This is a genomic window from Pseudarthrobacter sp. NPDC058329 (assembly GCF_042879835.1).
Taxonomy (GTDB): Bacteria; Actinomycetota; Actinomycetes; order Actinomycetales; family Micrococcaceae; genus Arthrobacter.
The window spans coordinates 604,136-626,800 of sequence record NZ_JBHVZR010000001.1 but is presented as its reverse complement, the minus strand read 5'-3'; the positions used below and the strand labels follow the sequence as shown (position 1 = coordinate 626,800).

Below are 22,665 nucleotides of genomic sequence, written 5' to 3'. Positions count from 1 at the left end.
CTGCGGCAGCAGGGTTGCGGAGGTAAGGGAGCTCATGCCGTATGTGTACTCGGGCCCCTGTGCAGGAAGAGTCGGCGGTTCAGGCCGGCGGCAATGAGGAGAGAACAGTCCGTAAGGAACTACTGGCCCAGGTCAACGTCCTTGGGCAGGGCCAGTTCCTCGTTGCGCGGAAGCTCCTCCACGTTGACGTCCTTGAACGTGAGGACCCGGACGCTTTTGACGAACCGGGCCGACCGGTAAACGTCCCACACCCAGGCGTCCTGCAGGGTCAGGTCGAAGTAGACCTCGCCGTCGGCGCTGCGGGCCTGCAGGTCGACGTGGTTGGCAAGGTAGAAGCGCCGCTCGGTCTCGACAACGTAGCTGAACAGTCCGACGACGTCGCGGTATTCACGGTAGAGCTGCAGCTCCATGTCGGTCTCATAGTTTTCAAGGTCCTCAGCACTCATGGTTCCATCTTGCACCATGTCCGGTGCCGCTGGTGCCCGCACCCGGCCAGAGTCAGTCCTCGATGCCGGCTTCCTCCGTTGCTGCTTCGTCCCCGGCCACGATCCCGCCGTCGAGCAGTTCACCGCCGAGCAGTCGCCAGCTTACGCGGTGGTAGGGCGTGGGACCCGCCGCGCGGAGGACGTCCCGGTGCAGAACGGTGGCGTAGCCCTTGTTAATGTCCCATCCGAAGTCCGGGTACTCGACGTGCAGCTCCCGCATCATCCTGTCCCGCTCCACCTTGGCGATGACGCTGGCGGCGGCCACGCTCAGGCATTGCATGTCGGCCTTGATCTTGGTGTGCACGGGGGCGTCGCAACCCGCCTCTGGCACCGGCTCGTCAAAAAGCGACAGCTGGTCGGCGGGCGAAAGCCAGTTGTGGCTGCCGTCCAGGAGCACCAGGTCCGGGGTGACTCCCGCATCGAGTATCTCCTGCCATGCCCGGGTTCCGGCCAGGCGCAGCGCTGCGATGATACCGATGTTGTCGATTTCCTGTGCCGACGCGTGTCCTACCGCGGACGCAACACTCCACCGGCGGACCAGCGGCTCCAGCCGTTCGCGTTCGGCGGGGCTCAGGAGCTTGCTGTCCCTCACGCCGGCCAGCGGCCTTTGGCGCTCCAGGTCCACTACCGCGATGCCGACGCTCACTGGACCGGCCAGGGCACCCCGTCCCACCTCGTCCACGCCGGCAACGAGCCGCGCCCCCTGGGCTTTGAACGTACGTTCGTGCCGCAACGTGGGCGCCTTGGCCGGGCGGCCGGCCACCTTCGTGGAACCGGTCCGTCCCTTTCCGGTGCCGGCCTTGCCGGCCTGAACTGCGGAAGACATGGTCAGGGCGCCGCCGGTATGCTCCGGAACACATCCGGATAGTTGTCCAGGGCCGTGATCCGGCTCAGCGGCCAGGCGATGACGGCTGCTTTGCCTTCGAGGTCGGCAACGTCGATAAATCCGCCGTCGGAATCCATGTGCGCCCTTGAGTCAGCCGAATGGTTCCGGTTATCGCCCATCACCCACACCTTGCCTTCGGGGACAGTCACATCGAAGTTGCGGACCTGCGGGACCTCAGCGGCGTTGACGTAGCTTTCGTCAATGGCGGTCCCGTTAATGGTCAGTTTACCGCCGGTATCGCAGCAGACCACGTGGTCCCCGGGCAACCCGATAACCCTCTTGACCAGGTGCTGCTCAGAGTTGTCCGGCAGGAGGCCCACAAAGGTCAGGCCGTCCTGGACCCAGGTGAAGGGACCATCAGTTTTCTCGGGAGCAGCCGGGAGCCAGCCCTTGGTGTCGCGGAAAACCACAACGTCGCCGCGGCTCAGCGAGAAGGGTTCGGGCACCAAAAGGTTAACGAAGATCCGGTCATCGATGTCCAAGGTGTTGACCATGGACTCTGAGGGGATAAAGAACGCCCGGAACAGGAAGGTCTTAATAAGGAAGGAAAGCACGACGGCGATCACCACCACTGTGGCGATTTCCTTCAGCCAGGCAACCACGTGGCTTCCGCCGGACTTCGCGCCGGCCTTCGCCGCGGCGCGGCTGCCCGCCTGTTCGGGAGCGGGTGCTTCCCCACCCGCGGCGGCTGGCTCAGGTGCGGCTGCATGCGCGGCGTCGCCGGCCCGGGAATCCGAAGCTCCGTCGGGACGCGGTTCGGGTGTCCGCGCGTGGTTCTCGGGCATCTACTGTCCGTTCTCTGTTAAGGGTCCTGCCGCTGGCGGCCGAGGTACTTCAGCAAATCTATCAAGGGGCCAGATGATCTGGACCGGCCTGCCGATCACACGGCCTACAGGCACCATTCCCCCGCCGGGAGCGCCAAGCAGGCTCCGGGAATCGGCGGACAGCGACCGGTGGTCACCCAGCAGCCACAGCCGGCCGTCCGGCACCTCGGCACTGAACTTTTGGGTGCTGGGGGCGTCTCCGGGAAAGATGTAGGGCTCATCCAGCGGCTGTCCGTTGACGGTGATCCTGCCGTCGGCCCCGCAGCAGACCACGGTGTCCCCTGACAAGCCGATGACCCGCTTTACATAGGTGGTGTCACTGCCGGTCAGACCAAGCCAATGGGTGATCGCGGACGCGGCATCCACCAGCGGACCCTTGCCGCCGTTGAGCGGCGCGAAGGTTCCCCGGCCGTCGAAAACCACGATGTCGCCCCGGCGGATGGGTTCGGCCCGGAAGTCGGTCCGGGACACCAGGATGCGGTCCCCGCCTTCAAGGACCGGTTCCATGGACTCAGATGGGATGAAGTAGACATCGAGCCACAGCGAACGAACCAGGCCGCTGACTGCGATGGCCAGGACAAAGGCAAGGAAAACAAAACGCCAGCCCATTTTTCGGGGCTGGCGTTTTGTCTGGTCCATAAGTCCGTATCCTGGGCGCTGGTGCTTGGGCTCCGGCGCTGGCCGGATACGGCCGCGGCCCTGCCTTTGTAGGTCTGTTGAGGACTTACTTGGCGGTGCTGAAGTCGCGCTTTTCCTTGATCTTCGCAGCCTTACCGCGCAGTGCACGCATGTAGTAAAGCTTGGCGCGGCGCACGTCACCCTTGGTGACGAGCTCGATCTTGTCGATGATCGGGGAGTGTACCGGGAAGGTACGCTCCACGCCGACGCCGAAGGAAACCTTGCGGACCGTGAAGGTCTCGCGGATGCCGTCACCCTGGCGGCCCAGGACGAAGCCCTGGAATACCTGGACGCGGGAGTTCTTGCCTTCGATGATGTTCACGTGAACCTTGAGGGTGTCACCCGCGCGGAACTGGGGAACATCGGTGCGCAGCGAAGCTGCATCTACGGAATCGAGAATATGCATGATTGCACTCCTGGTGAACGCCACAGGTCATTCACTTTGGGTCACGGCAGCCAAGCCCGGACGCTGACAGCGCTACCGGAAATTACTGCCGAAAGGTAAGTGGTCCGTCCTCTTTCACTGATTGAAGAGGGCGGTTGCCTTAGCTGTTGGTAACGCTCCCCCTGTGGCAGGTGCGGACCCAGCAGACACAAGGACTAATTTTGCCATAGTCAGCCACGTACAGCCAATCGCCGGCGCCTCCCGGTGGAACCTGCGGCCGGGTCAGCTCTTCCGTTCCCCCGGTGCGTCCCTGCGCAGCAGCCGGCCGTCGACGACGTCGTACCCCAGGTCCTGCAGGGCGGTGCGGTCGGCACGCGGCAGCTTTCCGGCGTCGAACGTTTCGAGCAGGTCCGGGCGCCGCTCCGCAGTCCGGCGGTACTGTTCGCTGCGGCGCCACTGCGCAATTTTTCCGTGGTTGCCGCTGAGGAGCACGGCCGGAACCTCACGATCCCGCCAGACAGAAGGCTTCGTGTACACGGGGTACTCGAGCAGCCCGTCGGAATGGGACTCCTCCACCAGCGACTCGGGGTTGCCCACGACGCCCGGCAAGAGCCTGCCGATGGCTTCGACCATGGCCAGCACGGCCACTTCCCCGCCGTTCAGGACATAGTCGCCCAGGCTGACGGGGCGGACGGTGAAGTGCTCGCGGGACCATTCGATGACCCGCTCATCGATACCCTCGTAGCGGCCGCAGGCAAAAGTGAGGTGCTCCTCCTCGGCCAGTTCGTAGGCGAGGGCCTGCGTAAACCGCTCCCCCGCCGGCGACGGAACGATCAGGACCGGCTTGCCCGCATCTTCAGCACGGTCCGCGGCAATCGAGGAGAGAGCCTGCGCCCACGGCTCAGGTTTCATCACCATTCCGGCACCCCCGCCGTAAGGCGTGTCATCCACCGTGCGGTGTTTATCGGTGGTGAAGGCGCGGAGGTCGTGGACGCGAAGGTCCAGCAGCCCGTCCTGGCGCGCCTTGCCGATCAGCGACAGTTCCAGAGGGGCGAGGTACTCGGGAAAAATGCTGACGACGTCGATCCGCATTTAGGCTTTGCCTTCAGTTTCCGGCGCGGCGTCCTGGTCCGCGTTGACCTCGAACAGCCCGTCCGGCGGGGTGAGGAGTATGAACCCTTCCTCGATGTTGACCTCGGGCACGATCTGCTCAACGAAGGGGATCAGGATCTCTTCCCCGTCCGGTGTGGTGACCATCAGCAGGTCCTGCACAGGCATGGTGTTCAGCGCAGAAACCTTACCCACCACGCGGGAGCCCACCCGGGCTTCAAGGCCAACGAGTTCATGCTCGTACCAGCCCTCGTCGTCGTCCTCGTCCAGCTCTTCGGTCTCGATGAAGAGCTTGGCTCCGCGGAGGGTCTCCGCTTCGTTGCGGGTCTCAATAGACTCGAAGCCCAGCAGGAGGATGTCCTTGTTCCAGCGGGCGCTGCTCACAGTGAGCGGGCCTGCGGACGCCGGTTCAACCACAAATTCAGTGCCCGGCACAAACCGGTCCCCAGGGGCGTCGGTCAGGACCTGGACGGTAACTTCCCCGCGGATGCCGTGGGGTTTGCCGATTCGTGCCACCTGGAGCTGCATGTGTTCCTCTGTCTTGGGTGTGGTTGGCGGTGATCTGGTGAAAGCACTCCGGCCCCTCCACCGTTGGTGGAGGGGCCGGAGCAAGAACTGATGTTGCTGAGCGCTCAGCGGCGGCGGTCGGTGTCGACGACGTCGACCCTCACCGGTTCGCCGCCGGCCAGGGCTGCCACAACGGTGCGCAATGCGCGTGCCGTGCGGCCCTGGCGGCCGATCACCCGTCCGAGGTCGTCCTGGTGGACCCGCACCTCGAGGGTGTCCCCGCGGCGGTTGCTCTTCGAGCTGACCTTGACGTCATCCGGGGAATCAACGATTCCCCGGACCAGGTGTTCCAGCGCTTCTGCCAGCAATTTACTCAGCCTCGGTGGTCTCTGCTTCGGCCGGTGCCTCGGCTGCGTCAGACTTGGATGCCTTCTTGGTGATGGCTTCCGGGATGATCACGGAACCCTTTTCCGGGGCAACGAAGGCTTCCTTCGGAGCTTTGGTCTTCAGGGTGCCTTCCTGGCCCGGGAGGCCCTTGAACTTCTGCCAGTCACCGGTGATCTTCAGGATCGCGGCAACCTGCTCGGACGGCTGGGCGCCGACGGACAGCCAGTACTGGGCACGCTCGGAGTCAACCTCGATGTACGAGGGCTCTTCGGTGGGGTGGTACTTGCCGATTTCCTCGATGGCGCGGCCGTCACGCTTGGTGCGTGAGTCTGCGACGACGATGCGGTAGTACGGTGCGCGCATTTTGCCAAAGCGCTTAAGGCGAATCTTTACGGCCACTTTTGTGGTCACTCCTGTTTCAGAAAGGGGGTGAACCCGGCGTTCTGCACCCGTGGGGCGGGCCGTACTTGCGGGTTCGAAGGACAGGATCCGGACGCGGAGAGAGGGGCCACGCAGATCGAGTACCTGTTTATTGTGCCAGATGAGCGCCCGGATTTCGACTTGACACCCCGCCCGCCGCCACCGGCAGGGACGCCGGAGGTGACGCCGGCGCCGGAGTCAGGAGGACCAGACGTACAGGCCGGTCCGTTCCGAGTCGTCGATTCGGGCAGCCAGTTCCGCCAGGTGCTGAACATAGGCGCGCGCCTGCGCCGCTTCGAACGGCATGTCATCCTGGGCGGCCCACTGCTCGGCAACGTCGTCGAGGACGTTGCCTTCCCCCTCAGTTTCATAGGAGAGCAGGTCCGCCAGGGCGCGGACCATGGCAGCTGGAACAGCCAGGAGCGAATCGCTCGATACATCCACCATGGTCAGCTCGTAGTCGGCTCCTCCGGCATGCACGGCGGTGCCGGCGAGGTCACCGAGCTGTTCCACTTCGAAATCGCTGATTCCCTGGATCCTCACGGCGTCGCCGGCAGGCGCGCTTCCCCCCTGGTCCAGGATTCCGGCGCGCTTCAGCGCGCCGTCGTGGGTGGCCACAAAGATTTCGGTGAAGCCCATGGGAATTGCCCTCATTCCGTCGACGGTGCGGCCCACGCAGGCGGCACCCGCCGCCCCGGCCGTTCGGCTTCAGCCTAGTACACGGCCCGCCACTATCCGGGCCGGCCGCACAGCAGTCCGGGCGGCAGGCCCCCGGCCCGGGGGCGCCGGCTTCAGCGGACAGCTACCCGGATCCGGTTGCGCCAGGGATCCTCGAACTGCAGTTCCGCGCCGGTGTGGTGCGCCGGCAGCCCGGCAACTTTCAGCCGGTCCGCGAGCGCCCCCACGTGGTCTCCCGACGGCACCTCGATGAGCACTTCGCCCAGGCCGAGCGTGTCCTTGCGGGGGCCCGCACCACGGCTGTTCCAGACATTCATGGCCATGTGGTGGTGGTAGCGGCCGGCCGAGACGAACAGTGCCTGCCCATGCCAGCCGGCGGTCTTTTCAAACCCGAGGATTCCTACATAGAAGTCACGGGCCAACTGGACATCGCCCACCTGGAGGTGGACATGGCCCACCCCCGCCACGCTTGCGCGCTGGCGCTCAAGGGATTCCTCGGTGAGGTGCTGTTCCAGGTAGCGCTGCGGCGGCAGGGCCAGGCTGTCCATGACCACGTCCGTGCCATTCCAGGACCAGTTGCTCCGCGGCCGGTCCCAGTAGAGTTCGATGCCGTTGCCTTCGGGGTCATTGAAGTAGAAGGCTTCGCTGACGAGGTGGTCGGCGCTGCCAGTGAAAGAGCCGGGTTCAAACCGGGCAGCGGTGGCGACGGTGGCGGCGAGGTCTGTCTGGTTCTCAAAAAGCAGCGCGGTGTGGAAGAGACCTGCCTCTCCCCTGCCCGGGAGGTCCAGCCCGGGAGCGGGGGCGAGGTGGACCAAAGGCTTACGGAGGCGGCCGAGGTAGAGTCCGCCGTCCTGCTCGGCGACCACCTCAAGTCCGAGGGCGCGCTGGTAGTAATCGGTCATGACCTTCATGTCGCCGACCTTGAGCATCACGGTGCCCATAGCGAGATCGGCGGGGAGAAGGTCCTGGCTGGTGGCTTCTGCAGTCATGTGGGAACTCCCGGTGCTGGGGCCCTTCGGGGTTGGGGGCCTATGACTAATAAAATTACTTGAAGCTTCAATTTATTCCAAGTGCAGCAAAGTCAGTCCCATGGCCGGCGTCAGCGGATGACGCTGCCTCCCAGCACTACGTGTGCCAGCCCGCTGATTGTTTCCGGCACCTTCCGCGGATCCTCCCGGCACAGCACAACGTCGGCGCGGGCCCCCTCCTGCAGGCATTCCACCCCCAACCACTTCCGGGCGGCCCAACTGGCGGCGTCAAGGGCGGCGGCAATCGGCAGGCCGGCCCTGTGGAGGGCAAGGATTTCATCCGCGATCCTGCCATGACGGATGACGCTGCCGGCATCGGTACCGGCGTAAATTGTCACCCCTGCTTCGTACGCCTCCAGCACCCGCTCTGCCCGGCGCTCCCACAAGGCGCGCATGTGTGCGGCGTACCGGGGAAACTTGTTCTCTGCCTGGACGGCGATGTCCGGGAACGTTGCGATGTTGATCAGGGTGGGCACAATGGGAACGCCTTGCTCCGCAAACCGCGGGAGGTGCCGTGGCAGGAGGCCGGTGGCGTGTTCGATGCAGTCGATGCCGGCGTCCAGCATCTGGTCCAGCGTGTCTTCGGCGAAGCAATGGGCGGTGATCCGGGCGCCTTCGTCGTGCACCGCCTGGACGGCGTCCCTGACGACGGCGGCAGGGAACGACGCCGCGAGGTCACCGGCGTCGCGGTCGATCCAGTCCCCCACGAGCTTGACCCAGCCGTCGCCGTCGCGTGCCTGCTTCCGGACGGCTTCCACCAAACCGTCCGGTTCCACTTCCTCAGCGAAGCCCCGGAGGTACCGGCGGGTCCTGGCGACATGCCTGCCGGCGCGGATCAGCACCGGGGCATTCCTGCTGTCCTGCAGGAAGCGGGTGTCCGCGGGGGAACCGGCGTCCCGCACCAGCAGTGTGCCCGCGTTCAGGTCGGTCCGGGCCTGTTCCTCCGCCGTAGCCGAGTCCACTGCGCCGCCGGGCCCCAGGCCGATATGGCAGTGGGCGTCAACGAACCCCGGCAGCACCCAGCCGTCCAGGATCGTGTCCGGTTCCCCGGCCGGCCGGTGGAACGTGAGCCTGCCGTCGACGGACCAGAGCCCGCGCTCCTCGCTGTCCGGCCCGGTCAGGACCGTCCCTGTGAACTGGATGATTTGTGCCATGGATTTTGCCTCTCTCCCGCCCGGACAGGCTAGCACCACCCGACGTGGCAGTGTCCCGCTGCGTCCTCCACGTCCGCCGGGGGTTGTGGTAGCTTCGTTGTGACCACACGGGTGCCCCTGCAGGGGCTGAGATCGGGCTGAGGCAGCCTGCGACCGTTGAACCTGTCCGGGTAATGCCGGCGAAGGAAGTGAAGTATTCCTTGAGTGCACCAAATGAACAGCTGAGCCCTGCCCAAATGCAGTCCGGCGCGGCAGACGGCCAGGACCAGCAACCTGTCACCCAGTCCCTGAAGTCACACTCGCTGGCTTTCATCGAGGACGCGCAGTCAGGCATCAGGGTGCCCGTCACCGAGATAGCCCTGGAGCCCTCGCTCAACGGTGAGGCCAACGGCCCCTTCCGTACCTATCGCACGGCCGGACCGGGCAGCGACCCCGTTCGTGGCCTCGCCCCTTTCCGGTCGGAATGGATAGCCGCCCGTGGGGATACGGAATCCTACGGCGGCCGTGGACGGAACCTGCTCGACGACGGCCGCTCCGCAGTCCGCCGCGGGGCTGCCAGCGCTGAGTGGAAGGGCGCACGGCCGACGCCCCGCCGCGCCGTCGAAGGCAAGACAGTGACTCAGATGCACTACGCCCGGCAGGGCGTCATCACACCGGAAATGCGGTTCGTGGCGTTGCGCGAAAACTGCGACGTGGAGCTGGTGCGGAGCGAACTGGCGGCAGGCCGGGCCATCATCCCCAACAACATCAACCACCCTGAATCCGAGCCAATGATCATCGGCAAGGCCTTCCTGGTGAAGATCAACGCCAACATCGGCAACTCGGCAGTCACCAGTTCCATCGCCGAAGAGGTGGACAAGCTGCAATGGGCCACCTCGTGGGGTGCCGACACTGTGATGGACCTTTCCACGGGCGATGACATCCACACCACCAGGGAATGGATCATCCGCAACTCGCCGGTTCCGATCGGCACCGTCCCCATCTACCAGGCCCTTGAAAAGGTCAACGGCGAAGCAAATGCGCTGACGTGGGAAATCTTCCGCGACACAGTCATGGAACAGTGCGAACAGGGCGTGGACTACATGACCATCCACGCCGGCGTCCTGCTCCGGTACGTTCCCCTGACCGCGAACCGGGTGACTGGCATCGTGTCCCGCGGCGGGTCGATCATGGCCGGCTGGTGCCTCGCGCATCATCGGGAAAATTTCCTTTACACACACTTCGATGAGCTCTGCGAAATCTTCGCCAGGTACGACGTCGCGTTTTCACTCGGCGACGGGCTGCGTCCGGGGGCAACGGCGGACGCCAACGATGCCGCGCAGTTCGCCGAGCTGGACACACTGGCCGAGCTGACGCAGCGTGCCTGGGAATACGACGTGCAGGTGATGGTGGAGGGCCCCGGCCACATTCCGTTCCACCTGGTCCGGGAAAACGTGGAACGCCAGCAGGAGCTGTGCAAGGGCGCGCCGTTCTACACGCTGGGGCCGCTCGTTACCGACGTGGCGCCGGGGTATGACCACATCACTTCGGCCATCGGCGCCACGGAGATCGCCCGCTACGGCACCGCGATGCTCTGCTACGTCACCCCCAAGGAACATCTCGGGCTGCCGAACAAGGACGACGTCAAAACCGGGGTGATTACGTACAAGATCGCCGCGCACGCGGCAGACCTCGCCAAGGGCCATCCGGGCGCGCACGAACGTGATGATGCATTATCCAAGGCGCGCTTCGAGTTCCGCTGGCGGGACCAATTCGCTTTGTCCCTGGATCCGGTGACGGCCGAGGCCTTCCACGACGAAACCCTCCCGGCGGAACCTGCCAAGACCGCGCATTTCTGCTCCATGTGCGGTCCCAAATTCTGTTCCATGAGGATCAGCCAGGATATCCGGGACGAGTACGGTTCAGCGGAATCGCAGGCGGCCCTGGCGGCGATGGCCTCCGGCATGAGGGGCAAGAGCCAGGAATTCCTGGCCGCCGGCGGCAAGGTCTACCTTCCGGAACCGCGCGTCGCCACGGGCTGAGGCGCTAAGAGGCCCGTGCTGACTGGACCCGGCTGACGTCACTGAGGAAGGAGCGGATGATCCGGTCCCCTTCGCGGGAGTCGTGGGGCCGGTGCCCTCCCGCCGCCGTGCGGTGCAGGGCGCCGGTTTCCCGCAGGTAACCGGCAATCTCCTCATAGAGCGGCTCCCATCCCCCGGTCAGGACAAGGGTGGGGACGCCCGGAACTATGTGCAGCGGGGCCTCCCAGGAGGGGGCCTGAAGCCGGAGCCGCCGGGCGGAACGCTTCTCCTCCGCAGTGGCCGGCTGCTGCAGGTCCGTGGCGTAGACGCGCCGCACAAACTCACGCTGGAAGTCCTGGTCGCTCATTTGGTGCCGGACGTCGAACAGGGGCCGCATGAGGCCGATGTGGGCTGCCGTGGCCGGGAGTTCGGCGGTGAGCGACAGGCAGGCGGGTTCCACCAGTGTCAGCGAAAAGACCAGGTCCGGCCGTTCAACGGCGGCCATCATGGCTGCGATGGCGCCCTGCGAGTGCGCCACGACATGCCCGCCTGCGGCGCCGCGGCCGTCGTCGGCAAGGGACCGCAACACGATGGCGGCGTCCTCCTCGAAGGAGGATTCGACCGGCTCGGCCACAGCATCAAATCCGTGACGCCGCAGGAAGAGAGCGTCGTAGGACAGTGCCATGCCGTGCTGGCGCGGCCAGGCCGCGGAGCCGAAGCTTCCGGCGCCGTGCACGAACACTACCCTCTGCTTGAACATGACCCAACCCTATTCCACGGTACTGACATCCCAACGGAGTAGCGCCAAGTGTCGTTATGAACCGTCAAAACGTCACTTGGCGCTACCTGGTTGGGAACTTGGGCTACTGGCCGAGGAACTTGTCGAAGCCCTTGGGCAGGTTCAGTTGCGAAGGATCGAAGTCGCCTGCCTGCTGGCCGAAGGACGCCCCGGTGGGCAGCGCCTTGGCGGCATTCGCACGGCGGGCTTCGGCGTCCTTGCGCTCCTGGGCAGCCTTTGCGGGGTTACCCGACTTGGCTTTTTTCTTCGGTGCGTTCTTGGCGTTCTTCCGGGCGCCGCCGCCTGCACCGGGCATTCCCGGCATCCCAGGCATGCCCGGCATTCCGCCCTGCGCCATCTTCTTCATCATCTTCTGTGCCTGTGCGAAACGCTCCAGGAGGCCGTTGACCTCGGAGACGTGCACACCCGAACCGCGGGCGATGCGGGCCCGGCGAGAACCGTTGATGATTTTGGGAGCCACCCGCTCGTGCGGCGTCATGGACCGGACGATCGCTTCCACGCGGTCAATCTCGCGCTCATCGAACTGCTCGAGCTGCTGGCGGATGTTCTGCGCACCCGGCATCATCATGAGCATCTTCTTCATGGAGCCCATGTTGCGGATCTGCTGCATCTGCGCCAGGAAGTCGTCAAGGGTGAAGTCCTCCTGGTCGGCGAACTTCTTCGCCATCCGGGCGGCTTCGTCCTTGTCCCAGGACTTCTCGGCCTGCTCGATGAGCGTGAGGACGTCACCCATGTCCAGGATGCGGGACGCCATCCGGTCCGGGTGGAAGAGCTCGAAGTCGTCCAGGCCTTCGCCGGTGGACGCAAACATGACGGGCTTGCCGGTGACCGACGCGACCGAGAGGGCGGCACCGCCGCGGGCGTCGCCGTCGAGCTTGGACAGCACAATGCCGGTGAAGTTGACGCCCTCATCGAAGGCGAGCGCCGTGTTCACGGCGTCCTGGCCGATCATCGAGTCGATGACGAACAGGACCTCGTTGGGCACGATGGTGCGGCGGATCTGCCGTGCCTGCTCCATCATGTCCGCATCGACGCCAAGGCGGCCTGCGGTGTCCACGATAACGACGTCGTGGAGTTTCTGGCGGGCTTCCTCAACACCGGCGCGGGCAACCTCTACCGGATCCCCGGCAGGGTGCTCGAGTTCTGAAGACGTGGCTCCGGGGTGGGGGGCGAAGACCGGGACCTTGGCCCGTTCGCCAACCACCTGAAGCTGGGTGACGGCGTTGGGGCGCTGCAGGTCACAGGCCACCAGCATGGGGCTGTGGCCCTGGGCCTTCAGCCACTTGGACAGCTTGCCGGCGAGGGTGGTTTTACCTGCACCCTGGAGGCCGGCCAGCATGATGATGGTGGGACCGTTCTTGGCCAGCCGGATCCGGCGCGTTTCGCCGCCGAGGATCTCCACCAGTTCCTCGTTGACGATCTTGACGATTTGCTGGCTGGGGTTCAGCGCACCGGAAACTTCGGCACCCAGGGCACGTTCGCGCACGCGGGCCGTGAATTCACGGACAACGGGAACGGCAACGTCGGCGTCCAGGAGGGCGCGGCGGATCTCGCGGACTGTGGCGTCAACGTCCGCCTCAGTGAGGCGGCCCTTGCCGCGGAGATTCTTGAAGGTTGCTGTCAACCGGTCAGAGAGTGAATTGAACACGCGCCGTGCACTTCTTTCAGTGGATGATCGGGACTCGACTATCTAGGGTACCAAGTCGGGCCCGCAAGGTGGCATGCTGGCAAAATGACGAGCCAACCAACAATAAAAACCCTGCTCATCCTGGGCGCTTCCGGCGACCTGACCGGCCGGCTGCTCCTGCCCGGCCTGGCGCGCCTTGTTGCCAAGGGCCGCGCGGCGGGGCTCAGGCTCGTCGGGGCAGGCTCCGATCTTTGGACCCCGGAACAGTGGCGGGAAAGGGTCCAAACGTCCTTCGCGGCGTCCGCTGAGTCGGCCGGCTCCGACGGCTTGCGGGCGCTGGAGGAACTCGAGAAGGAAACGGTTTACCACCAGCTGGATGTCACGGCCGACGGCGCGCTGGCCTCATTGCTGGCCACCCTCGAAGGTCCCGTGGCCGTCTACTTCGCACTGCCGCCCCGGATCAGCCAACTCGCCTGCGAGGCCCTCCGGCCTGAACAGGTTCCGCCCGGCACGCGGCTGGTCATGGAAAAGCCCTTCGGTTCCAGCGAGGAATCGGCCCGTTCGCTCAACCGGACCCTGGTGCGGCTGGTACCGGAGGACCATATCCACCGGGTTGACCATTTTCTGGGCAAAGCCACGGTGCTGAACATCCTGGGTCTTCGTTTCGCCAACAACTTCCTGGAGCCCGTGTGGAACCGCCAGCACGTGGAGAAGGTGGAGATCATCTTCGATGAGGACCTCGCGCTGGAGGGCAGGGCCCGCTACTACGACGGCGCCGGTGCACTCCGCGACATGATCCAGAGCCACCTGCTCCAGATCATGGCCCTGATGGCGATGGAGCCGCCGTCGAGCATCAGTGAACGGAATCTGCGCGACGCCGTTTCCACGGTCCTGCGTGCAAGCAGCGTGGGCGCCCCCTACACGGCTTCCACCCGGAGGGCGCGCTACACCTCCGGGACGGTGGCGGGGAAGGAAGTGCCCGACTACGCCAGGGAAGACGGCGTCGATGCGTCGCGGGGCACCGAAACCCTCGCACAGATCCAGGTGGGGATCGATAACTGGCGCTGGAAGGGTGTTCCGTTCATCCTGCGGTCCGGCAAAGCCATGGGTGCCAGGCGCAAGGAGGCCGTGGTGACGTTCAGGCCGGTCCCCCACCTTCCCCAGGGCTTCACGGGCGTGGACTCACCGAACCAGCTAAGGATCGGCTTCGGGCCGGACACGCTCGAGTTCGACGTTGATGTCAACGGTCCCGGCGAAATCCTCAGCCTCAGCCGGATCACCCTGGAAGCGGAGCTCAGCGCCTCCGAGCTCCTGCCCTACGGTGAAGTCCTGGAGGGCGTGCTGGCCGGCGATCCGCTGCTCTCCGTCCGGGGCGACACGGCAGAAGACTGCTGGCGGATTGTCGAGCCGGTGCTCAAGGCGTGGCAAGAGGGTACAGTCCCGCTGGAGGAGTACGACGCCGGAACGTCGGGGCCGGCGGAATGGTCCGGTACCGCGCGGGCCGGGTAGGGCCGGATGCCGAAGTAGCGGGCGGGTATCCCCGGCTGACAGGGCAAACGGCAGAGCGGGCAGGAAACCTACCGGTTTCCTGCCCGCTCTGCTGTGACTGTTGCTCGGTGGCGTCCGCCTAGATGGCGGCGACTCCCCGTTCCCCGGTCCGGACCCGCACTGCCTCAAAGACATCCACGGTCCAGACTTTGCCGTCTCCGGCCCGGCCGGTGTTCGAGCTGGCGATGATGACATCCAGGATGTCGTCGGCCTGCTCGTCAGTGGCCAGGACTTCCACCCGGATCTTCGGCAGCAGATCGACGTTGTACTCGGCCCCGCGGTAAACCTCGGTGTAGCCGCGCTGCCGGCCGTAGCCGCTGGCCGCGCTGACCGTCAGGCCCTGCACACCGTAGGCCTCCAGCCCTTCCCGGATGGCTTCGAGCTTCTCCGGCCTGACGATTGCGGTGATCAGTTTCATGCCCCCACGCTTTCCTTGCCTGTTGCTGATGCGGTCTTTTGGGCGTCCCCGGTCGCTTCAGAAGCCTGCGCGGCCTCCGGCTGGGTTTTGCCCGTGATCATGTCGTGCAGCGGCTGGAAGCTTCCGCCGTGTCCGCCAACACCGAACTCGTAGGCGGTCTCGGCGTGCAGGCTGAGGTCCACACCCACCGTTTCCTGTTCCTGCGAGACCCGGAAGCCCATGGTCTTGTGGATGGCCAGGGCGATGATCGCGGTCAGGATTGCGGAGTAGGCAATGGCGATGCCGGCTGCCGCAAGCTGCGCCCACATCTGGGCCATGCCGCCGCCGTAGAAGAGTCCGCCGCCCACGCCATCGGTGGGCAGTGCGATGAAGCCGAGGGCCACGGTGCCGATGATGCCGGAGACGAGGTGGACGCCGACAACGTCGAGCGAGTCATCGAAGCCCCAGCGGAACTTCAGTCCCACTGCCAGAGCGGAGGCTACACCGGCCACCACGCCGAGGCCAAGGGCACCGACGGGGCTGACGTTGGCGCAGGCGGGGGTGATGGCCACCAGGCCGGCAACCACACCGGATGCTGCACCGAGGGAAGTGGGGTGGCCGTCGCGGATGCGTTCGGTGACGAGCCAGCCGAGCATTGCGGCGGCAGGTGCTGCGAGGGTGTTGACCCAGATCAGGCCGCCCTGCTCTGCGGTGGTGGCGGCGCCACCGTTGAAGCCGAACCAGCCGAACCACAGCATGGCTGCGCCGAGCATCACGAACGGGATGTTGTGCGGGCGGTGGTTGGGATCCTTGCCGAAGCCCTTGCGGTTGCCGATGATGAGCACGAGCACCAGTGCGGCCACGCCGGCGTTGATGTGGACCACGGTGCCGCCGGCGAAGTCGATGGCCGGGCCGAGTGCCTGGCCTACTGCGCCTTCGGGACCGAACAGGCCGCCGCCCCAGACCATGTAGGCCAGGGGGCAGTAAACCAGGGTGACCCAAACGGGGACGAAGACGCTCCAGGCGCCGAACTTTGCCCGGTCCGCGATGGCGCCACTGATCAGTGCGACGGTGATGATGGCGAAGGTGGCAGCGTAGCCAACCTTGATCAGTCCGTCAGGAGTGTCGATGCCTTCGAGGCCGAAGGTGGCGAACGGGTTGCCGACGATCTGGAGGAATCCTTCACCGGAGCTCATCGAGGCGCCCCAGAGGACCCAGACAACGCCCACCATGCCGATGGAGATGAAACTCATCATCATCATGTTCAATGCGGCCTTGGCGCGGGTCATGCCGCCGTAGAAAAATGCCAGACCCGGCGTCATCAGCAGCACGAGGGCTGCCGACACCATGATCCATACGTGACCTGGGGTAAGTTCCATGGCGCACGTCCTCTCTGGTCGAGTAATGCGGAGTCCTCCGCCTGCCAACGCCTTTTGCGTCCTGTAACGAGTTTGTCCGCGCCGTGTTTCGCCCACGGAGGATTTAGATTGCCGGCCTGTTACAACAACCTCTAGGAAGTAAATGGTGCATATCGCGCTTGTTACGGTTGTGTTTCATAGTTTCCGCCGGCACCCGGCACCCCAGACTGCAAGGATTTGCGCACCATGACGGCAGCACCCCGCGTGAGCGGCGCCACATCAAGGATCCTGGCCCGCCTCCGGCCGCAAAAGGAACGGCTTCCCCGGGACATTAAGGTGATGCTGGCCGCGGCGTTCCTGATTGCGCTGGGATTCGGGCTTGTTGCGCCCGTATTGCCGCAGTTTGCCACGACGTTCGGGGTGGGCAACACGGAAGCGTCCGTGATTGTTGCCATCTTCGCGTTCATGCGGCTGGTGTTCGCACCGGCGGGCGGAAGTTTGATCGGCAGGCTGGGCGAACGTCCCGTCTACGTGGCCGGGCTGCTGATCGTTGCCCTCTCCACTGCGGCCTGCGCATTCGCCCGGGATTACTGGCAATTGCTGCTCTTCCGGGGGCTCGGCGGCGCAGGCTCGGTCATGTTCACCGTGGCCTCCATGGCGCTGGTGATCCGGTTGGCACCCCCTGAGAGCCGCGGCAGGGTGTCCGGAGCGTACGCGTCGGCGTTCCTCATTGGTAATGTCTGCGGGCCGATCGTGGGCGGGCTGCTGGCAGGTTTTGGCCTCCGGATACCATTCCTGGCCTATGCCGCAGCCCTGGTGGTGGCCGCGGTGGTGGTCCAGACGCAGCTGAGCCACGAACGCCGCGGACCTGCCGGGGAGCAGCAGCGCGACCCGGCGATGAAGCTTGGCGAGGCCCTGGCCACGGGAGCGTACCGCGCCGCCCTGATGTCCAGCTTCGCCAACGGCTGGGCGGCCTTCGGCGTCCGCATGGCCACCGTTCCCCTGTTTGCGGCGGCTGCCTTCGGAGCCGGACCCGAGGCCGCGGGGCTGGCCCTCGCGGTCTTCGCCGCCGGCAACGCCGTGGCACTGACCGTCTCGGGCCGCCTGGCGGACAGCGTGGGGCGCAAGCCCATGATGATCTCGGGCCTGCTCGTGGCGGCGGCGTCCACGGCCGGTATCGGCTTCGCCGGCGAACTGGCCTGGTTCCTGGCAGCCTCGGCGCTGGCCGGCGTCGGCTCCGGATTATTCGGACCCGCCCAGCAGGCCGCCGTCGCCGATGTGATCGGCAACGGGCGGTCCGGCGGCAAGGTCCTGGCGGTCTACCAGATGACGTCCGACGTCGGGGCGATCGTTGGGCCCGTGCTGGCAGGCGTGCTCGCGGACCGGCTCGGTTATGGCTGGGCGTTCGGCGTTACCGGCGGCATCATGCTGGTTGCAGCCTGCACCTGGCTGGGCACCCGCGAAACCCTCCGGACCGGGCTGAGGACAGCCGACGGGCGCTAGTTCAGCAGGGCGTCCACAAACGCTTCAGCCTCGAACGGGGCCAGGTCATCAGCGCCTTCACCCAGTCCGATCAGCTTGACCGGAACGCCCAGGCTCTTCTGGATGGCGACGACGATGCCGCCCTTGGCCGTGCCGTCCAGCTTCGTCAGCACGATGCCCGTGATGTTGACCACCTCAGAGAACACGCGGGCCTGGTTCAGGCCGTTCTGGCCGGTGGTTGCATCGAGCACCAGGAGGACCTCGTCCACCTCTGCCAGCTTTTCCACCACGCGCTTGACCTTGCCCAGCTCATCCATGAGCCCGACCTTGTTCTGGAGGCGGCCGGCGGTGTCGATCATCACCACGTCGACTTCCTGGTCAATGCCGGCCTTCACAGCCTCGTAGGCCACTGAAGCCGGGTCCGCGCCGTGGATGTCCGACTTCACGGTGGGAACACCTACGCGCTGGCCCCAGGTTGCCAACTGCTCAGCGGCGGCAGCACGGAACGTGTCCGCGGCCCCAAGGATGACGTCCTTGTCCTCCGCCACCAGCACGCGCGCGAGCTTGCCAACAGTGGTGGTTTTGCCGACACCGTTGACGCCTACCACCATCATGACGGCGGGCCTGTCAGCGTGGCGCTGGACATTCAGGGTGCGGTCCATGGAGGGATCGACGAGCTTGATGAGTTCCTCGCGGAGCAGCGCCTTGACCTGCTCTGGTGTGCGGGTGCCCAGCACCTTGACGCGCTCCCGAAGTGCGTCCACGAGCTGCATGGTGGGTTCGGTGCCAAGGTCCGCCAGAAGGAGGGTTTCCTCAACTTCGTCCCAGACGTTTTCGTCGATCCTGTCACTGGAAAGCAGGGCCAGGAGTCCCTTGCCCATCACGTTGTTGGAGCGGACCAGCCGTTCGCGCAGGCGGACAAGCCTGCCCGCCACGGGCATCGGCGTCTCCACCGAAATGACTTCCAGTCCGGCGGCATCGTCGGGAACGGTGGTGGTGTCCAGCCCCTCCAGGTCCACGCCGTCCGGTGACCGGCGGTCAGTCTCCTCGGCAGGCCTGTCCTGGACGGCTGTGCTGCCGCCCTGACGCAGGTCGGGATCGTTGGCATCCCGGGTGCCCGGGTACTGGTTGATGTTTTTCCGCGTCTTGAGCAGGACCGGAATCAGCCCGCCAATAACCGCCAAGGCAGCAACAATGGACAAAATTATGGGGAGGATGTCATTCACTCCCCTAGCTTCTCATAACGCAGCGGACGTCATGGGCGGCGCAGGCGCAGCGGAACTGTCCTGCACCCGGCCCTACACGTCGGCGGCCAGGCGCTGGCTGATCACTGTGGAGACGCCGTCGCCCCTCATGGTCACCCCGTAGAGCGCGTCCGCCACTTCCATGGTCCGCTTCTGGTGGGTGATGACGATGAGCTGGCTGGACTCGCGAAGTTCCTCGAAGATGGTGATGAGCCGGCCCAGGTTCGTGTCATCCAGCGCAGCCTCCACTTCGTCCATCACGTAGAACGGGGAGGGCCGTGCCTTGAAGATCGCCACCAGGAGGGCCACGGCAGTCAGCGAACGCTCACCGCCGGACAAAAGCGACAGGCGTTTGATTTTTTTGCCGGCAGGACGCGCCTCCACTTCGATGCCGGTGGTGAGCATGTCCGAAGGATCGGTGAGCACCAGCCGTCCCTCACCGCCGGGAAACAGCCGGGCGAAAACCCTGACGAACTGTGCCTGGGTGTCCTCGAAGGCTTCCGTGAAAACGCGCTGGACGCGGTCATCCACTTCCTTGATGATGTCCAGCAGGTCCTTCCGGCTGGACTTGAGGTCCTCCAGCTGGGTGCTGAGGAACTGGTGGCGCTCCTCCAACGCGGCGAATTCCTCCAGCGCAAGGGGGTTGACCCTGCCCAGGCTGGCGAGATCGCGTTCTGCATTTCGGAGCCGCTTCTCCTGCTCGGCCCGGACGTAGGGCTTCCCCTCGACGATTTCCGCGCCGCCGGCATCCACAGGGGCGCGCAGCGCCGCCCACTTGTCGCCGCTTTCCTCGGCAGGGACCGGGACCGGGACCGCCGGCCCGAAGTCCGCCACCAGCGCATCCGGGGTGATCCCGAGCTCGTCGATGGAGCGGCTCTCCAGGGCATCAATCCGGGCCCTTTGCTGGGTGCGGGCCAGCTCATCCCGGTGGACGTTGTCTGTTAGTTCGGCCAGTTCCCGCGCCAGCGAGTCATTCGCGGTCCGGAAGTGCAGCAATTCCTTGTCGCGCTGTTCCCTGTTCTCTTCTGCGAGGTCGCGTTCATGCCTGGCCATATCCACGGACACATCCATGTACCGCAAGGCCAATTCGACGGCGGAGGCAACGGCTGCAGCCCGTTTCGCATTGGCCCGGCGGCGGCGGGCGCGTTCCGCTGCTTCCTCACGGGCGCGGCGCTCGGTGGCAGCGGCGCGTTCCAGTGACGCCACCCGGTTCCGGGTGGCGTCCAGCTGCTCTTCGGCGCTGCGCAGTGACAGCCTGGCCTCCACCTCGGCGGAACGGGCTGTTGCGGCGGCTTGGGCGAGGGCATCCCGGTGTTCGGTGGATGGCTCCTGCTCCAGCGGCGCCTCCTGGGCTGCGGCCAGCCGCCCGGCCATGGCGCCGAGCGCTTCCTGTTCGGCAACCACGTTTGCTTCTGCCCTTGCGAGGGACGCTGCAAGCCGGTCGCTCTCTCCCACCGCGCTGCGGAGGACGGAGTTGAGGTGGCCGAGGCGTTCCGCCACCGCTGCCAGCCTGGCGTCTGATTCATGCAGCCGGTCGAGGGCGGCGTCCGCCCGTTCCTGCGCCTCAGCACGCCGGGCCTCCGCTCCGGCCAGGGCGAACCTGTTTCGCTCCAGCTCGGCGGTGACGGACGAAAGCCGGCCCTCGGCGTCGTCCACTGCTGCCTGGACCTCGAGGAGGGATGGCGCCTTCGCTGAGCCGCCGGTTGCTGACACCGCGGTGACAACATCTCCGGCCCGGGTCACCGCGGTGGCGCCGGGAAGGCCGGCCACCAGCGCGGCGGCCGCCTGGACGTCAGCGACGACGGCGGTGGCTGCCAGCAGGTGCCTCACCGCCGGGGCCGCGCGTCCGGCGTCCTGCACCAGGTCCGCTGCCCAGCGCGCTCCTTCCGGCAGGGGCGGGGCCCCGTCAGCCGGGACTCCCTGGGCGGCACCCGCCACTTCGAGCAGGAACGCCGCCCTCCCGGCGTCGTCGTCCTTGAGCCGTTGAACCACGCCGGCTGCCGCCTCATGGTCCCGTACGAGGAGCGCTTCAGACGCTTCGCCCAAGGCAGCGGCCAAGGCAGTTTCATAACCCGGTTCCACTGTCAGTTCCGCCGCGAGGGTTCCCAGTACCCCTGCCAGCCCGGCGTCGAGGACGTGCCCCGCCCCGTCCTTCCTGTTGAGCCCGAGTAGCAGGGCGTCCCGGCGCGCCGCGAGGGCATCACGTTTCCGGAGTCCCTCAGCGACGGCGGCTTTGAGGCCCGAGATGTCCTGCAGTGCTGCATCGAGCGCCTCGCTGGCTGCCTCATAGTCGGCGTCCAGGGATTCCTCCCCTTCTTCCACTCCGGCCACCTTGTTTTCGAGTGCGGTGAACTCGGACTGGGCTTTGGCGCGCCGTTCCGCTCCGGAAGCCTGTGATTCCCGGAGCCTGCCCAGTTCGGCCTGCGCTGATTCGACACGTGACCTTGCAGCAGCGACCTGTCCTGCCAGCCGTGCCAGTCCTTCACGCCGGTCAGCGACTGCCCGCAGCACGGCCGTGAGGCGTTTGTCTTCGGCCAGGGCGGCAGCCTCGGCTTCTGCCTTTGCTGCGCTGGCCGTTGCAAGGGTGCTCCGCTTGTCCAGGAGGTGGCGGTCCAGCTCGGCCAGTTCCCCGCGGACCCGCGCGGCCTGCCGCTCCAGCTGTTCCGGATCCCGGCCGGCGGCCGGGGGTTCCGTGGACCCGAGCAGGCGGCTGCGTTCCTGCGCCAGGGTTCCGAGGGAACGGAGCCGTTCACGGGCGGCGGTGAGCCGGTACCACGTGTCCCTGGCCGCGTTCAGTTTCGGGGTTGCTTCGGCGGCCAGCTGCTCCAGGACGGCCTGGCGACGGCGGCCGGCTTCCAGTTCCTGCCCGACGGCGGCCCGCCGGGCTTTCAGCGCGGCTTCGTCCGCGACGTCCTGCTCCAATGCTTCCTGCAGCTGGACGAGGTCGTCGGCGAGAAGCCGTGCCCGGGCGTCCCGGACGTCGAACTGGACGCGCTGGGCACGGCGGGCCACCGCGGCCTGTTTGCCCAGCGGGGTCAGCTGGCGCCGGATCTCCCCGGTGAGGTCGGTGAGGCGCTGCAGGTTGGCCTGCATGGCTTCGAGCTTGCGGACTGTCCGCTCCTTGCGGCGCCGGTGCTTGAGGATTCCGGCGGCTTCCTCGATGAAGCCCCGGCGGTCCTCGGGGGTGGCGTGGAGGACCCGGTCCAGCTGCCCCTGGCCCACAATGACGTGCATCTCCCGGCCCAGGCCCGAGTCGGACAACAGTTCCTGGATGTCCAGCAGGCGGCAGCCCGCGCCGTTGATGGCATACTCGGAACCGCCGGCGCGGAAGAGCGTCCGCGAAATGGTGACTTCGCTGTACTCGATGGGCAGGGCACCGTCAGTGTTGTCGATGGTCAGGGAGACGTGTGCCCGCCCGAGCGGCGCCCTGCCGGACGTACCGGCAAAGATGACGTCTTCCATCTTGCCGCCGCGCAGGGTCTTGGCCCCCTGCTCCCCCATAACCCAGGCCAGGGCGTCCACCACATTCGACTTTCCGGAGCCGTTGGGGCCCACTACGGCGGTGACGCCCGGTTCGAAGTTGAAGGTGGTGGCGGACGCAAACGACTTGAACCCCCGGACGGTCAGGCTTTTGAGGTGCAAGGCTTTTGGATCTCCTGGATGGCTGG

General features: G+C 66.1%; 21 protein-coding genes and 1 riboswitch. Of the genes, 3 read left to right on the top strand and 18 right to left on the bottom strand.

What is annotated here, in order from left to right:
- Positions 1–119: 119 nt before the first annotated feature.
- The 12 genes from ACFVYC_RS02940 to ACFVYC_RS02885 all read right to left on the bottom strand — a co-directional run bounded on the left by ACFVYC_RS02940 (position 120) and on the right by ACFVYC_RS02885 (position 8,542).
- Positions 120–446 carry a DUF2469 domain-containing protein gene (locus tag ACFVYC_RS02940; protein WP_013601392.1) on the bottom strand — a complete coding sequence of 109 codons (327 nt, stop codon included), beginning with the start codon at positions 444–446 and terminating at the stop codon, positions 120–122.
- A 52-nt stretch (positions 447–498) separates the two neighbouring features.
- The gene (locus ACFVYC_RS02935; RefSeq protein WP_387546345.1) at positions 499–1,311 is read right to left on the bottom strand and encodes a ribonuclease HII; all 813 of its coding nucleotides are present in this window, start codon (positions 1,309–1,311) and stop codon (positions 499–501) included.
- A 2-nt stretch (positions 1,312–1,313) separates the two neighbouring features.
- Positions 1,314–2,156, bottom strand: a complete 843-nt coding sequence (gene lepB, locus ACFVYC_RS02930) for a signal peptidase I (RefSeq protein ID WP_387546343.1) — start codon at positions 2,154–2,156, stop codon at positions 1,314–1,316.
- Positions 2,157–2,834 carry a signal peptidase I gene (gene lepB, locus ACFVYC_RS02925; RefSeq protein WP_387546341.1) on the bottom strand — a complete coding sequence of 226 codons (678 nt, stop codon included), beginning with the start codon at positions 2,832–2,834 and terminating at the stop codon, positions 2,157–2,159.
- Positions 2,835–2,919: 85 nt separating this feature from the next.
- Complete coding sequence (gene rplS / locus ACFVYC_RS02920; RefSeq protein WP_104042125.1) at positions 2,920–3,279, bottom strand: 50S ribosomal protein L19; 360 nt, start codon at positions 3,277–3,279, stop codon at positions 2,920–2,922.
- Positions 3,280–3,540: 261 nt separating this feature from the next.
- On the bottom strand, positions 3,541–4,350 hold the full coding sequence (trmD, locus tag ACFVYC_RS02915) for a tRNA (guanosine(37)-N1)-methyltransferase TrmD (RefSeq protein ID WP_387546338.1): 810 nt from the start codon (positions 4,348–4,350) through the stop codon (positions 3,541–3,543).
- Positions 4,351–4,896, bottom strand: a complete 546-nt coding sequence (rimM, locus tag ACFVYC_RS02910; protein WP_387546336.1) for a ribosome maturation factor RimM — start codon at positions 4,894–4,896, stop codon at positions 4,351–4,353.
- A gap of 104 nt (positions 4,897–5,000) precedes the next feature.
- Positions 5,001–5,243 carry an RNA-binding protein gene (locus ACFVYC_RS02905; RefSeq protein ID WP_013601399.1) on the bottom strand — a complete coding sequence of 81 codons (243 nt, stop codon included), beginning with the start codon at positions 5,241–5,243 and terminating at the stop codon, positions 5,001–5,003.
- A 1-nt stretch (position 5,244) separates the two neighbouring features.
- The gene (rpsP, locus tag ACFVYC_RS02900; protein ID WP_104042129.1) at positions 5,245–5,661 is read right to left on the bottom strand and encodes a 30S ribosomal protein S16; all 417 of its coding nucleotides are present in this window, start codon (positions 5,659–5,661) and stop codon (positions 5,245–5,247) included.
- 219 nt (positions 5,662–5,880) lie between these two features.
- Positions 5,881–6,321, bottom strand: coding sequence for a hypothetical protein (locus tag ACFVYC_RS02895; protein ID WP_387547115.1), 441 nt, complete (start codon positions 6,319–6,321; stop codon positions 5,881–5,883).
- Between the two features lie 152 nt (positions 6,322–6,473).
- On the bottom strand, positions 6,474–7,349 hold the full coding sequence (locus ACFVYC_RS02890; protein WP_387546334.1) for a VOC family protein: 876 nt from the start codon (positions 7,347–7,349) through the stop codon (positions 6,474–6,476).
- Between the two features lie 110 nt (positions 7,350–7,459).
- Positions 7,460–8,542, bottom strand: coding sequence for an amidohydrolase family protein (locus tag ACFVYC_RS02885; RefSeq protein WP_387546331.1), 1,083 nt, complete (start codon positions 8,540–8,542; stop codon positions 7,460–7,462).
- Positions 8,543–8,639: 97 nt separating this feature from the next.
- Positions 8,640–8,747: riboswitch (TPP riboswitch) on the top strand.
- Between the two features lie 31 nt (positions 8,748–8,778).
- Here ACFVYC_RS02885 and thiC point away from each other — a divergent pair.
- A complete protein-coding gene (thiC, locus tag ACFVYC_RS02880; RefSeq protein ID WP_387547112.1) occupies positions 8,779–10,563 on the top strand; it encodes a phosphomethylpyrimidine synthase ThiC in 1,785 nt (594 codons plus the stop codon).
- 4 nt (positions 10,564–10,567) lie between these two features.
- On the opposite strand, the gene ACFVYC_RS02875 is transcribed toward thiC, so the two are convergent.
- Both ACFVYC_RS02875 and ffh read right to left on the bottom strand, forming a co-directional pair.
- Entirely contained in the window at positions 10,568–11,302 is a 735-nt protein-coding gene (locus tag ACFVYC_RS02875) for an alpha/beta fold hydrolase (protein WP_387546330.1), read from the bottom strand.
- Between the two features lie 103 nt (positions 11,303–11,405).
- Positions 11,406–12,989: a signal recognition particle protein gene (gene ffh / locus ACFVYC_RS02870; RefSeq protein ID WP_387546327.1), complete on the bottom strand. Its 1,584-nt coding sequence runs from the start codon at positions 12,987–12,989 to the stop codon at positions 11,406–11,408.
- An 84-nt stretch (positions 12,990–13,073) separates the two neighbouring features.
- Here ffh and ACFVYC_RS02865 point away from each other — a divergent pair, with 84 nt between their 5' ends.
- Entirely contained in the window at positions 13,074–14,477 is a 1,404-nt protein-coding gene (locus ACFVYC_RS02865) for a glucose-6-phosphate dehydrogenase (protein WP_387546325.1), read from the top strand.
- 118 nt (positions 14,478–14,595) lie between these two features.
- Here the strand turns inward: ACFVYC_RS02865 and ACFVYC_RS02860 are convergent, their stop codons facing one another.
- Both ACFVYC_RS02860 and ACFVYC_RS02855 read right to left on the bottom strand, forming a co-directional pair.
- The gene (locus tag ACFVYC_RS02860) at positions 14,596–14,934 is read right to left on the bottom strand and encodes a P-II family nitrogen regulator (RefSeq protein WP_255768384.1); all 339 of its coding nucleotides are present in this window, start codon (positions 14,932–14,934) and stop codon (positions 14,596–14,598) included.
- Complete coding sequence (locus ACFVYC_RS02855; RefSeq protein WP_387546323.1) at positions 14,931–16,292, bottom strand: ammonium transporter; 1,362 nt, start codon at positions 16,290–16,292, stop codon at positions 14,931–14,933. The genes ACFVYC_RS02860 and ACFVYC_RS02855 overlap by 4 nt, the downstream gene beginning before the upstream one ends.
- 225 nt (positions 16,293–16,517) lie before the next feature.
- Here ACFVYC_RS02855 and ACFVYC_RS02850 point away from each other — a divergent pair, with 225 nt between their 5' ends.
- Positions 16,518–17,774 (top strand): MFS transporter, encoded by a 1,257-nt coding sequence (locus tag ACFVYC_RS02850; protein ID WP_387546322.1) that lies wholly within the window; start codon positions 16,518–16,520, stop codon positions 17,772–17,774.
- Here the strand turns inward: ACFVYC_RS02850 and ftsY are convergent.
- Both ftsY and smc read right to left on the bottom strand, forming a co-directional pair.
- Complete coding sequence (ftsY, locus tag ACFVYC_RS02845; RefSeq protein ID WP_387546320.1) at positions 17,771–18,979, bottom strand: signal recognition particle-docking protein FtsY; 1,209 nt, start codon at positions 18,977–18,979, stop codon at positions 17,771–17,773. The genes ACFVYC_RS02850 and ftsY overlap by 4 nt on opposite strands.
- Positions 18,980–19,051: 72 nt before the next feature.
- Positions 19,052–22,639, bottom strand: a complete 3,588-nt coding sequence (gene smc, locus ACFVYC_RS02840) for a chromosome segregation protein SMC (protein ID WP_387546318.1) — start codon at positions 22,637–22,639, stop codon at positions 19,052–19,054.
- Positions 22,640–22,665 lie beyond the last annotated feature (26 nt).